The 13014-nt window shown below is 74.0% G+C and carries 9 protein-coding genes; 3 read left to right on the forward strand and 6 right to left on the reverse strand.

Annotated elements, in window-relative coordinates; all coding sequences use genetic code 11:
• The first annotated feature begins 32 nt into the window (after nt 1-32).
• The 3 genes from ACYX4T_RS06545 to ACYX4T_RS06555 all read left to right on the forward strand — a co-directional run bounded on the left by ACYX4T_RS06545 (nt 33) and on the right by ACYX4T_RS06555 (nt 2240).
• Complete coding sequence (locus ACYX4T_RS06545; protein ID WP_476013748.1) at nt 33-839, forward strand: peptidylprolyl isomerase; 807 nt, start codon at nt 33-35, stop codon at nt 837-839.
• A 156-nt stretch (nt 840-995) separates the two neighbouring features.
• Nucleotides 996-1802 (forward strand): alpha/beta fold hydrolase, encoded by an 807-nt coding sequence (locus tag ACYX4T_RS06550; protein ID WP_476013749.1) that lies wholly within the window; start codon nt 996-998, stop codon nt 1800-1802.
• Nucleotides 1803-1850: 48 nt separating this feature from the next.
• A complete protein-coding gene (locus ACYX4T_RS06555) occupies nt 1851-2240 on the forward strand; it encodes a YybH family protein (protein WP_476013750.1) in 390 nt (129 codons plus the stop codon).
• A 41-nt stretch (nt 2241-2281) separates the two neighbouring features.
• Here ACYX4T_RS06555 and ACYX4T_RS06560 read toward each other — a convergent pair whose 3' ends face one another.
• The 6 genes from ACYX4T_RS06560 to trpC form a co-directional block, all read right to left on the reverse strand.
• Complete coding sequence (locus ACYX4T_RS06560) at nt 2282-3805, reverse strand: glutamate synthase subunit beta (protein ID WP_476013751.1); 1524 nt, start codon at nt 3803-3805, stop codon at nt 2282-2284.
• Nucleotides 3798-8435 carry a glutamate synthase large subunit gene (gene gltB / locus ACYX4T_RS06565; RefSeq protein ID WP_476013752.1) on the reverse strand — a complete coding sequence of 1546 codons (4638 nt, stop codon included), beginning with the start codon at nt 8433-8435 and terminating at the stop codon, nt 3798-3800. The genes ACYX4T_RS06560 and gltB overlap by 8 nt, the downstream gene beginning before the upstream one ends.
• A 233-nt stretch (nt 8436-8668) precedes the next feature.
• Nucleotides 8669-9862, reverse strand: a complete 1194-nt coding sequence (gene lgt / locus ACYX4T_RS06570; RefSeq protein ID WP_476015202.1) for a prolipoprotein diacylglyceryl transferase — start codon at nt 9860-9862, stop codon at nt 8669-8671.
• Nucleotides 9863-9931: 69 nt separating this feature from the next.
• Nucleotides 9932-10756: a tryptophan synthase subunit alpha gene (gene trpA, locus ACYX4T_RS06575; RefSeq protein ID WP_476015203.1), complete on the reverse strand. Its 825-nt coding sequence runs from the start codon at nt 10754-10756 to the stop codon at nt 9932-9934.
• A gap of 17 nt (nt 10757-10773) precedes the next feature.
• On the reverse strand, nt 10774-12087 hold the full coding sequence (gene trpB, locus ACYX4T_RS06580; RefSeq protein WP_476013753.1) for a tryptophan synthase subunit beta: 1314 nt from the start codon (nt 12085-12087) through the stop codon (nt 10774-10776).
• Between the two features lie 77 nt (nt 12088-12164).
• Entirely contained in the window at nt 12165-12974 is an 810-nt protein-coding gene (trpC, locus tag ACYX4T_RS06585) for an indole-3-glycerol phosphate synthase TrpC (RefSeq protein WP_476013754.1), read from the reverse strand.
• Nucleotides 12975-13014 lie beyond the last annotated feature (40 nt).

The raw sequence follows: 13014 nt of genomic DNA on the forward strand, positions 1-13014 counted from the left end.
GACCGGCCGGCGCGGTTCCTACGATGTCCGCCGTGCCGACGAACGAGCAGCGCCGGAAGGCCGCCAAGCGCAAGCTGGAACGCCAGATCGAACGGCGGGCCGAGCGGGCCAAGCGCCGTCGTCAGCGCGCGACGCTGATCTCCGTGGTGGCGGTGGTGGCCGTCGTCGCCGTCGCCGCGGGCGTGTACTTCCTGGTGACGGGGCCGAGCGAGCCCGAGCCCGTCGCCGCGCCGGCGTGTCAGTACAACCCGTCGGAGCCCGCGGCGAAGCCCAACACCCCGCCGGATCCGAACCCGCCGGCCACCGGCACCGTCGGCCTGGACCTGCAGACCTCGCAGGGCGCGATCCCGCTGACGTTGGACCGCGCGTCGGCGCCGTGCGCGGTGAACGCGGTGGTCAGCCTCGCCTCCCAGGGCTTCTACGACGACACGCCCTGTCCGCGGCTCGTCACCGGCCAGGGCCTGCAGGTGCTGCAGTGCGGCGACCCGACCGGCACGGGCGCGGGCGGGCCCGGGTACCAGTACGCCGAGGAACCGCCGCAGGGCCTGCCGCCCTACCCGGGCGCCGAAGGCCAGGCCTCGACGTACGCGCGCGGCCTCGTCGCCATGGCCAAGAGCTCCCAGCCCGGCTCGACCGGCAGCCAGTTCTTCCTCGTCTACGGCGACTCGGCGCTGCCGCCGGAGTACTCGGTGATCGGGCGGATCAGCAACGAGGGTCTCGCCGTGCTCGACCGCGTCGGCGCGGGCGGGGACGACGGCTCCAACCAGGCCGGCGGCGGCGCCCCCACCATCCCGGTGCAGATCCAGCGCGCCGTGGTGGCCGCACCCCCCGCACCCTGACCGGCGTGTCAGCGGAGTGGCTCCGCAGACGTTGAGTGTCCGCAACGCCACTCTCACGGGTCAGCAGCCAACCGGCAGAGCGGTGACAGGGCGGGACGGCACCGTCGGGACACCGCGTCGCAGCGGCGGCACGGGTCCCGACGAGAGGACACCGTCATGCCCACGTTCACCGGTGCCGCCGGCCGCATCTTCCACGACAGCCGGCGGCCGGACGGCACGCCCCGCGGGACGGTGGTGCTGCTCCACGGCTACGGCGACCACCTCGGTCTCTACGACGCCCTGGCGCGCCGGCTCACGGCGCAGGGACAGGTCGTGCACGCCCTCGACGCGGTCGGCCACGGCCGCAGCGAGGGCGAACGCGCGCTGATCCCGTCGTGGGACGTCTACGTCGGCGACGCCCGGGTACTCGCCGACATCGCCCGTGACGAGGACCCCGGGGTCCCGCTCACCGTCATCGGCCACTCGGCCGGCGGGGTGGCCGCCACCCTGCTCGCGCTGCGCTCGCCCGGGATCGCCGACGCCCTCGTGCTCTCGGGCGCGCCCCTGCGGCCGCAGGAGTGGATCCACGAATGGCTCGCCACCGGCGAACCCGAGACCCCGGCGGAGGACCCCCGCGACGGGCTCAGCACGCACCCCGAGTACGTCGACGCGCTGCTGCACGACCCCCTGACCCACCACGGCGGGTTCCGGCGCGAGACGCTCGCCGCCGTCGTGGCCACCTGGCCCGAGGTCGCCGCGGGGCTCGAGGACGGACGGCCCGCCGTCCCGGTGCTGCTCGTGCACGGCGAGGCGGACCCGGTCGTCCCGGCCGAGCACTCCCGGCGGACCGCCGCGCAGCTGCCCGACGCGCGGGTCGTGACCTTTCCCGGCGACCTCCACGACGTCCTCAACGAGCACGACCGCGACGCCGTGCACGACGTCGTCGCGGCGTTCGTGGACGAGGTCGCGGCGGTCCGGGTGTAGGTCCGGTTCGTCCAAGACCTCCGGCGCGCCCGGCCCTACCGTCGGTCCATGACGACGACGGACACGACCGCCCGGGAGCTGATCGCCCTCGCCGACGCGTGGAGCGAGGCGATCGTCTCCGACGACGCCGACCGGATCGCCGACTACATGGACGACGACTGGGTCATCGTCTCGTGGACGGGGATCACGACCCGCGACGACTTCCTGTCCTACGTCCGCTCCGGCGCGCTCGGACACACGCGCCTGGAGGGCGTCGGCGAGCGCCGGGTGCGGGTGCACGGCGACACCGCGACGCTGACCGTGCGGGTCCTGTCCACCGCGCAGTTCGGTGGGCAGGACATCCCGGCCGACGAGTGGACGACGGACGTCTTCGTCCGCGGCGCCGACGGGCGGTGGCGCTGCACCCTGACCCACATCACCCCGGTCGCGACGGAGTGACGTCACGGACACTCATCGTCTGCGGAGCCACTCCGCTGACATCACCCCGCCGGCGAGAGGGGGACGGCGTTCGGGTGCAGGGGGGCGGGGAGGTCGGTGGCGCCGTCGGGGTCGAGGTAGCGGTCGACCGCGGCGGCGGCCGACCGGCCCTCGGCGATGGCCCAGACGATCAGCGAGGCGCCGCGGTGGGCGTCGCCGCAGACGAAGACGCCGGGGGCGTCGGTCTGCCAGTCCGAGCCGCAGCCGATCGACCCCTTCGGCGTGCGCTCGATCCCGAGGCCCGGGATGAGCGGCATGTCGTCGGGGCCGGTGAAGCCGATGGAGAACAGCACGAGGTCGCACGGCATCTCGTGGACCTCCTCGCTGGTCGGCACCACCTCGCGGCGCCCGTCGGCGTCGCGGCGGACCTCCACCGACGACAGCTCGACCGCCCGCACGTGCCCGCGGTCGTCGCCGACGAACCGGCGCACGGCCGTCGCGAACAGGCGCTCGCCGCCCTCCTCGAGAGCCGGCGGGGTGCGGAAGACGTACGGCCAGGTCGGCCACGGCGAGGTGGAGTCCTGGCGCGTGCGCGGCGGCGGCGGGTACTGGTCGAGCTGGTGCACGGCGATCGCGCCCTGCCGGGTGGCGGTGCCGTAGCAGTCGGCGCCGGTGTCGCCGCCGCCGATGATGACGACGTTCTGGCCACGAGCGTTGATCGGCGAGGGACCGTCGCCCTCGCGCTCGCGGTTGGACGGGACCAGGTACTCCATCGCGAGGTGGATGCCGTCGAGGTCGCGGCCCTCGATCGACCGGTCGTCGCGCCCGGCCAGTGCCCCGACGGCGAGCACCACGGCGTCGTGCTCGGCGCGCAGCCGCTCGACGGGCAGGGCTGTCGGCCCCGTGCCCCCGACCTCGCAGTTCGTCACGAACCGGGTGCCCTCGGCGCGCATCTGGTCGAGGCGCCGGTCGACCTCCCACTTCTCGAACTTGAACTCGGGGATGCCGTAGCGCATGAGCCCACCGAGGCGGTCGTCGCGCTCGTAGACGGTGACGTCGTGCCCGGCGCGCGTGAGCTGCTGGGCGGCGGCGAGCCCCGCGGGGCCCGAGCCGACGACCGCGACCCGCTTGCCCGTGCTGATCGCCGGCGGCTGCGGCGTGACGTGGCCGTCGGCCCAGCCGTTCTCGGCGATCGACCACTCGACGCGCTTGATCGCCACGGCGCCGGGCTGGCTCGTGATCGACAGGACGCACGCCGCCTCGCAGGGCGCCGGGCACAGGGCGCCGGTGAACTCCGGGAAGTTGTTGGTGGCGTGCAGCCGCTCGGTGGCGCGCGCCCACTCCCCGCGCCGGACGTGGTCGTTCCACTCCGGGATGAGGTTGCCGAGCGGGCAGCCCGCGCCGCCGGAGTGGCAGAACGGGATGCCGCAGTCCATGCAGCGCGCGGCCTGGGTCTGCGTGCTCTCCTTGACCTCCGGGTCGGTCAGCGGCGCGTAGAGCTCGTGCCAGTCGGTGCGGCGTTGCTCGACCGGTCGCTTGGGGTTGTCCTGCCGCTCGTACTTGAGGAACCCGCGCGGGTCAGCCACCGGCCGCCACCTCCATGATCACCTCGTCGGGGTCGCGCCCCTCGGCCTGGGCGCGCTGGGTCGCGTCGAGGACGCGGCGGAAGTCGTCGGGCATGACCCGCGTGAACCGGCGCACGGTGTCGTCCCAGTCGGCGAGCAGGGTCGCCGCGCGCGGCGAGCCGGTGAGCTCCTGGTGGCGGACGACCACCCCGTGCAGCCAGTCGGCGTCGGAGTCGTCGACCGCGTCGAGGGAGACCATCTCGGTGTTCACCCGGCCCTCGGGCAGGTCGAGCACGTAGGCGATCCCGCCGGACATGCCGGCCCCGAGGTTGCGCCCGGTCGCCCCGAGAACGACGACGCGGCCGCCGGTCATGTACTCGCAGGCGTGGTCGCCGGTGCCCTCGACGACGGCGAGCGCGCCGGAGTTGCGCACGCAGAACCGCTCGCCGACCTGCCCGCGCAGGAACACCTCGCCGCCGGTGGCGCCGTAGGCGATGACGTTGCCCGCGATGACGTGGTGCTCCTCGTCGGTCCCGGCGAACGGGGCCCGGTGGTCGGGCCGCACGATCACCCGCCCGCCCGAGAGGCCCTTGGCGAGGTAGTCGTTGGCGTCGCCGACGAGGTCGAGCGTCATGCCGGGCGGCAGGAACGCGCCGAACGACTGCCCTGCCGACCCGTGCAGCTCGACGTGAATCGTGTCGTCGGGGAGCCCCTCGCGGCCCCAGCGGCGGGTCACCTCGGCGCCGGTCAGCGTGCCGACGGTGCGGTTGACGTTGCGGACCGGCATCTCCAGGCGCAGCGGCGTCGCGTCGGCCAGCGCGCCCTCGGCGAGCTGCATGAGCGTGCGGTCCAGCGCCCGGTCCAGGCCGTGGTCCTGCTCGCGGGTGCGGATGCGGTCGGTCGGCGCGCCCTCGGGCACGTCGGGGACCGTGAACAGCGGCGTCAGGTCGATGCCGCGGGCCTTCCAGTTGTCGATGGCCTCGCGACCGTCGATCAGCTCGGCGTGCCCGATCGCCTCGTCGAGCGACCGGAAGCCCAGCTCGGCGAGGTGCTCGCGGACTTCCTCGGCGACGAACCAGAAGAAGTTCTCGACGAACTCCGGCTTGCCGGTGTAGCGCTTGCGCAGCTCCGGGTTCTGGGTCGCGACGCCGACCGGGCAGGTGTCGAGGTGGCAGACGCGCATCATGATGCAGCCGTTGACCACGAGCGGGGCGGTCGAGAAGCCGTACTCCTCGGCCCCGAGCAGCGCGCCGATGATGACGTCGCGGCCCGTCTTCATCTGGCCGTCGACCTGCACGGTGATCCGGTCGCGCAGGCCGTTGAGCATCAAGGTCTGCTGGGTGTCGGCCAGGCCGATCTCCCACGGCGCCCCGGCGTGCTTGAGCGAGGTCAGCGGCGCCGCGCCCGTCCCACCCTCGTAGCCGGAGATCAGCACGACGTCGCTGTGCGCCTTCGCCACCCCGGCCGCCACGGTGCCGACACCCACCGAGGCCACCAGCTTCACGTGGATCCGGGCGTGCTCGTTGGCGTTCTTGAGGTCGTGGATGAGCTGCTTGAGGTCCTCGATGGAGTAGATGTCGTGGTGCGGCGGCGGTGAGATCAGCCCGACGCCCGGCGTCGAGTACCGCACCTCGGCGATCCAGGGGTAGACCTTCTGGCCCGCGAGCTGGCCGCCCTCCCCCGGCTTGGCGCCCTGCGCCATCTTGATCTGGATGTCGGTGGCGTTGACCAGGTACTCGCTGGTCACGCCGAACCGGCCGGACGCGACCTGCTTGATCGACGACCGTTTCGACGGGTCGTAGAGGCGGACGGGGTCCTCGCCGCCCTCGCCGGTGTTCGACTTGCCGCCGATGTTGTTCATGGCGATCGCCAGGTCGGTGTGCGCCTCGGCGGAGATCGAGCCGTAGGACATCGCGCCGGTGGCGAAGCGCTTGACGATCTCGGTCGCCGGCTCGACCTCGTCGAGCGGGATCGGTGTCCGCTCCTCGGTCCGCAGCCGGAACATCCCGCGCAGCGCGCCGCCGGAGGAGATCAGCCGGTCGACCTCCGCCGTGTACTTCTTGAACACGTCCCACTGCTTGGTGCGCGTGGAGTGCTGCAGCAGAAACACGGTCTCCGGGCTGAACAGGTGCAGCTCGCCCTCGCGGCGGTAGGCGTACTCGCCGCCGACCTCGAGCTTGCGGTGCTTGCGCTCCCCCGGGTTGTCCGGGTACGCGCGGCGATGGCGCTCGGCGGCCTCGCGGGCGACGAGCTCCAACCCGCCGCCGCCGAGCTTCGACGACGTGCCCCAGAAGAACTCGTCGACGAACTCCTGCGAGAGCCCGAGCGCCTCGAACGCCTGCGCCGCGGTGTAGCCCGACACCGTGGAGATGCCCATCTTGGACATCACCTTGCGCACGCCCTTGACCAGCGCGCCGATGAAGTTCCGGATCGCCTCCTCGCACCCGACGTCCTGCAGCCACCCGTTGTTGATCATGTCTTCGATCGACTCGAAGGCCAGGTACGGGTTGACCGCCGCCGCGCCGTAGCCGAGCAGCAGCGCGACGTGGTGGACCTCGCGGGCGTCACCGCACTCGGCGACCAGCGCCACCTGGGTCCGCTCCCGGGTGGCGACGAGGTGGTGGTGCACCGCCGAGACCAGCAGCAACGCGGGGATCGGCGCCCACTGCGCGTCGGAGTCGCGGTCGGAGAGCACGAGGATGCGCTTGCCGGCGGCGATCGCCTCGGACGACTCGCGGCGCACGCGGTCCAGCGCCGCGCGCAGGGCCTCCTCGCCGCCGTCGACCTCGTAGAGGCCGCTGATCACGGTGGCGGCGAAGCCGGGCATGTCGCCGTCGTCGTTGATGTGGATGAGCTTCGCGAGCTCGTCGTTGTCGATCACGGGGTCGGGCAGCACGACCTGGCGGCACGACGCCGGCCCCGGGTGGAAGAGGTTCTGCTCGGGGCCGATGGCCCGCGCCATCGAGGTCACGAGCTCCTCGCGGATGGCGTCCAGCGGAGGGTTGGTGACCTGGGCGAACAGCTGGACGAAGTAGTCGTAGAGCATTCGCGCCCGCGACGACAGCGCCGCCGTGGGCGTGTCGGTGCCCATCGAGCCCAGCGGCTCGGCACCGGTCGTCGCCATCGGCGCGAGGAGGATCCGTTGCTCCTCCTCGGTGTAGCCGAACGTCTGCTGGCGGCGCATCACCGACTCGTGGGTGTGCACGACGTGCTCGCGCGCGGGCAGCTCGTCGAGCCGGATGAGGCCCGCGTGCAGCCACTCGCCGTAGGGCGCCTCGGCGGCCAGCGCGCTCTTGTACGCGTCGTCGTCGACGATGCCGGCGCTCTCCCCCGCCGCGGCGCTCGCCCCGGCCCGGGTGTCCACGAGGAACATCCGCCCTGGCCGCAACCGGCCCTTGGCCAGCACGTGCTCCGGTGAGACCTCCAGGACGCCCGACTCGCTGGCGAGCACCACGCGGTCGTCGTCGAGGTGCCACCAGCGCGCCGGGCGCAGCCCGTTGCGGTCGAGGGTGGCGCCCACCAGCGTGCCGTCGGTGAACACCACCGCGGCCGGGCCGTCCCACGGCTCCATGAGCGTCGCGTGGAACCGGTAGAAGTCGCGCTGGTCGGCGGGCATCTCGGCGTGGTTCTCCCACGCCTCGGGGATCATCATCATCACCGCGTGCGGCAGCGGGCGGCCGCCGAGCACGAGCAGCTCGAGCACCTCGTCGAAGCTCGCCGAGTCCGACACGTCCTCCGGCGACACCGGCATCGCGCGCTGCAGGTCGCCGGGGAACAGGTCGGTCGCGAGCAGCGCCTCCCGGGCGCGCATGCGGTTGCGGTTGCCGCGGATGGTGTTGATCTCGCCGTTGTGTGCCATGCAGCGGTAGGGGTGCGCCAGCGGCCAGCTCGGGAAGGTGTTCGTCGAGAACCGGCTGTGCACGACGGCGACGGCGCTGACCAGCCGCTCGTCGCGCAGGTCGGGGAAGAACAGGGGCAGCTGGTCGGTGGTCAGCATGCCCTTGTAGGTCATGGTGCGGCTGGAGAGCGACGCGATGTAGACCCCGCAGCCCTCTTCCTGCGACTGGCGCTCGACGCGCTTGCGCAGGATCCAGGCGAGGCGGTCGAGCGCGATCCCGCTGACCGACCGGTCGGGCGCCGCCACGACCAGCTGCGCGAAGTGCGGCATCGCCCCGCGGGCCACGGACCCGACGTCGGCGCCCTCGGGGTCGACCGGCAGGTCGCGCCAGCCGAGGACGTCGAGCCCCTCCTCCGCGGCGATGCGCTCGAGCAGCGACACCGCCTTGACCCGGTCGTCCGCGTCGGTGGGCAGGAACGCGAGCCCGGTGGCGTAGGCGAGCACCGGGGCGCCGCCGTCGGGCGAGGGCTGGGGCTCGGGCAGGCCGAAGTCGACCGAGGCCCGCAGCAGCGCGTCGGGCACCTGGATCATGATCCCGGCGCCGTCGCCGCTGGTCGGCTCGCTGCCGGCCGCGCCGCGGTGGTCGAGGTTGTGCAGCACCGTCAGGGCGTCGCGCACGATGTCGTGGCTCGCCACCCCGCGAGCGTGCGCGACCGCGCCGACGCCGCAGGCGTCGTGCTCGAAGGCGGGGTCGTAGAGCCCCTGCCGGCCCGGTGTCGATGCGCCAGGCCGTGCCGCGATCGGTGCAGCCATCGGTGCCTCCTCGTCGTCACGGGACGGGTGGTGGGTGACCCGGGGACGACGGTGGCCCAGGACGGGTGCGCGGCGGGTCCGTGGAGGTCCCGGAGAATTCGACGACGGTCGAGGAGGGGACGGGCACGGACCAGCGGCGCGGGACCCCGACGTCCTGCGCGGTACGCGGTCGATCGTAGTCCGTCGACGACCGTGTGGCGCGCCGGTGAACGACCGGCGCCCCTGTGACGCGGCTAGCTCTTCGCGGCCGACGGGGGCTCCGCCGGCGCGTCCTCCTGCCCCTCCGGGGTGTCGGGGGTGTCGGGCTCGGCGTCGACGCCGCTGGGGTTTGCCGCGCCGCCCTTGCCGCCCGGCGCGGAGGCCGGCGAGCGCTCGGAGTGCCGCACCTGCGCCTCGTTCTCCGAGCGCTGGTCCTCGTCCGGGTCCCCGGTGCTTCCGTTGCGTGTCACGGGATTCGACGTACCCGGGTCGTCGTGGCCCGAACCGGCGTCCGGCGGGGCGCCACCGTCGGCGTCGCCGTCGGCGTCACCGACGGCCCCGGCGGCGGTCCCGTCCGTCTCCTCCGCCGCGCGCCCGAAGACCTCCCGCGGCCGGCCCCGCATCCACACGAGGTAGGCCACCGCTCCGGCGAACACCACCGCGGCGACGACGACGTTGATCCGGACGTCGCCGAACACGCGGGTGGCCGGGTCGGTGCGCATCAGCTCGATGACGAAGCGGCCCGCGGTGTAGCCCGCGACGTAGACCGCGAAGGCGCGGCCGTGGGAGAGCCGGAAGCGCCGGTCGGCCCACACCACGAGGGCGGCGACGGCGAGGTTCCAGAGCAGCTCGTAGAGGAACGTCGGATGCACGACGGCGACGGGGGTGGAGTCCAGCGCGACGCCGGTGAGGTTGTCCGGCAGGCCCGTCACCGGGTCCACGCGGCGGTAGAGCTCGAGGCCCCACGGCAGGGTCGTCGGGGCGCCGTAGAGCTCCTGGTTGAACCAGTTGCCCAGCCGCCCGATCGCCTGCGCGGTGACGATGCCGGGCGCGGCGGCGTCGGCGAACGCCGTCAGCGGCACCCCGCGGCGCCGGCAGCCGATCCACGCGCCCACGCCGCCGAGCGCGATCGCGCCCCAGATGCCCAGCCCGCCCTGCCAGATGTAGAGCGCGGCGATCGGGTTGCCGCCCGGGCCGAAGTAGGTCGGCCAGTCGGTGGCGACGTGGTAGAGCCGCCCGCCGACCAGCCCGAACGGCACCGCGAAGACGGCGATGTCGGTGACGGTGCCCGGCTCGCCACCACGGGCGACGAAGCGGCGCTCGGTCCAGAGGATCGCCACGACGATCCCGGCGATGATGCACAGCGCGTACGCCCGCAGCGGGACCGGCCCGAGCTGCCAGACGCCCTGGGGCGGGCTGGGCAGGTAGGTGGGCAGGTAGGTGGGCAGGTAGGTGGGCAGAGCTGTGACCGCTGTCTGCACCGCTGGGAGCACGGCCGCCACGCTATCGCCCGTCGGTCATCGCCCGGTGTGCTGGCCCCGCACCCCGGCGGCGAGCTCGGTGGTCAGCCGGGCGACGGCCGCGCGCCCGTGCTCGGCCGCGCTGACGAGCGCCGAGCCGACGATGACGCCGTCGGCGAAGCCCGCCACCTCGCCCGCCTGGGCACCGTTGCGCACACCGAGGCCGACGCCGACGGGGAGGTCGGTGTGGGCGCGGGCGCGCGCGACGAGGGTGGAGGCGGTGTCCGAGACCGCGTCGCGGGCGCCGGTGACGCCCATCGTCGAGGCGGCGTAGAGGAACCCGCGGGTGGCCGCGGTGGTGGCGGCGATGCGCTCGTCGGTGGAGGACGGGGCGACGAGGAAGATCGGCGCGAGGCCCTCGCGGTCGGCGGCGGCGAGCCAGCCCGCCGGCCCCGTCGCCTCGTCGGGCACCAGGTCCGGGGTGATGACGCCGAGGCCGCCGGCGTTCGCGAGGTCGCGGGCGAACGCGGCCGGGCCTCCCCCGCCCTCCGGCCCGCCGCCGTAGCGCAGGACCGGGTTCCAGTACGTCATGACCACCGCGCGGCCCCCGCGGGCGGCGAGCTGCTCGACGACGCCGAGGGTGTCGCGCACCCGGGCGCCGCCGCGCAGCGCGGTCTCCACCGCGTGCTGGACCACGGGGCCGTCGAGCACCGGGTCGGAGTACGGCAGGCCGACCTCGACGAGGTCCGCGCCCGCGTCGAGCACCTGCGTGAGCAGGCCCAGCGAGCCCTTCACCGTCGGGTAGCCGGCGGGCAGATAGCCGATGAGGGCCGCGCGGTCCTCGGCCTTCGCGGTGGTGAAGACCTCGCCGAGGCGGTCGATACCGGTCAGTGACGCCGTCACAGCTCGCGCTCCCCGCTCGCCACGGCGCCGTCGGCGTCGACCGCGCCGGGCGGGGGCTCGGTCGGCAACGACTCCGGGTCGACGACGCCGAACCACCGCGCGGCGGTGTCGACGTCCTTGTCGCCGCGGCCGGAGAGGTTGACCAGGATCGTGGCGTCCGGGCCCAGCTCCCGGACCAGCTCGGGCCCGAGCCGCAGCGCGCCCGCGATCGCGTGGGCGGACTCGATCGCCGGGATGATGCCCTCGGTGCGGCACAGCAGGCGGAAGGCGTCCATCGCCTCCGCGTCGGTGACCGGCTCGTAGGTCGCGCGGCCGGAGTCGGCCAGGAACGCGTGCTCGGGGCCGACGCCCGGGTAGTCGAGGCCCGCCGAGATCGAGTGCGTCTCGCGCGTCTGCCCGTCGGGGTCCTGCAGCAGGTACGACATCGCCCCGTGCAGCGCGCCGGGCGAGCCGCCGGTGATCGACGCGGCGTGCCGGCCGGTCTCGACGCCGTCGCCCGCGGCCTCGAAGCCGACGAGGCGGACGCCCTCGTCGTCGAGGAACGGGTGGAAGATCCCGATCGCGTTGGAGCCCCCGCCCACGCACGCGGCGACGGCGTCGGGCAGCCGGCCGTACGCCGCGAGCACCTGCTCGCGGGCCTCGAGGCCGATGACGCGGTGGAAGTCGCGCACCATCCGCGGGAACGGGTGCGGGCCGGCGGCGGTGCCCAGGATGTAGTGGGTGTGGCCGACGCTCGCGACCCAGTCGCGGTACGCCTCGTTGAGCGCGTCCTTCAGGGTGCGCGACCCCGTCGTCACCGGGATCACCTCGGCGCCCAGCAGCCGCATCCGGGCGACGTTGAGGGCCTGGCGCTCGGTGTCGACCTCACCCATGTAGACCACGCAGTCCAGGCCCATGAGCGCCGCCGCGGTCGCCGTCGCCACCCCGTGCTGGCCCGCGCCGGTCTCGGCGATGACGCGGGTCTTGCCCATGCGCCGCGTCAGCAGCGCCTGGCCGAGCACGTTGTTGATCTTGTGCGAGCCGGTGTGGTTGAGGTCCTCGCGCTTGAGCAGGATGCGCGCGCCGCCCGCGTGCTCGGCGAGGCGCCGCGCGTCGGTGACCGGGGACGGGCGGCCGGCGTAGTCGCGCTGCAGGCGGTCGAGCTCGGCGAGGAACTCCGGGTCGCGGCGAGCCTTCTCGTACTCGGCGGCGACCTCGTCGACCGCGGCGATGAGGGCCTCGGGCATGTACCGGCCGCCGTAGGGGCCGAAGTGCCCCGCCTCGTCGGGTTCGTGCGTGGTCCCGGCGAGACCCGAGCTGGCCGACGTCATCGTGGTGCTTCTTCCTGCGCGGCGGAGGGGACGCCGGCGATGCTACGAGGGCCGGCGAGGGGGTTGCGGGCGCCGGATCAGCGCGCGGGCTTCGGGCACGCCGGGTGCGACCCGGCGGTGACGAGCTGGCGCACGGCGGCGCGGGGGTCCTCGGCGGTCGCCATCGACTCGCCGACCAGGACCGCGTCGGCGCCGTGGCCGGCGTAGGTCATGAGGTCGCCCGGGCCGCGGACGCCGGACTCGGCCACGCGGATGACCTCGCCGGGCAGGCCGGGGGCGATGCGGCTGAACACCGAGCGGTCGACCTCGAGGGTGTGGAGGTCGCGCGCGTTGATGCCGACGAGCTTGGCGCCGGCCCGCAGCGCCATGTCGGCCTCCTCCTCGTTGTGCACCTCGACCAGGGCGGTCATGCCGAGGGAGTGCACCCGGTCGACCAGGGCGTCGAGCGCGTTCTGCTCGAGCACCGAGCACATGAGCAGGACGAGGTCCGCGCCGTGGGCGCGCGCCTCGTGCACCTGGTAGGTGCCGACCACGAAGTCCTTGCGCAGCACCGGGACGTTGACGGTCGCCCGCACCGCGTCGAGGTCGTCGAGCGAGCCGCCGAAGAAGCGCTGCTCGGTGAGCACGCTGATCACGCGCGCCCCGCCGTCGACGTAGCGGCCGGCGAGCCACGCCGGGTCCGGGATGTCGGCCATGTGGCCCTTGGACGGGCTCGCGCGCTTGACCTCCGCGATGACACCGATGCCCGGGCCCTGGAGCGCGGCGAGCGCGTCACGCGCGGGCGGCGCCGAGGCCGCCTTGTCCTTGATGACGTCGAAGGGGACGGCGGCTTCCCGGGCGGCGAGGTCGGCTCGGACCCCTTCGAGGATCTGCTCCAGGACGCTCACGCCGGGTCTGCCCCTTTCCCCCGTCCGAGTTCGCTCCATG

The organism is Actinomycetospora sp. ABD4_176 (assembly GCF_056311855.1).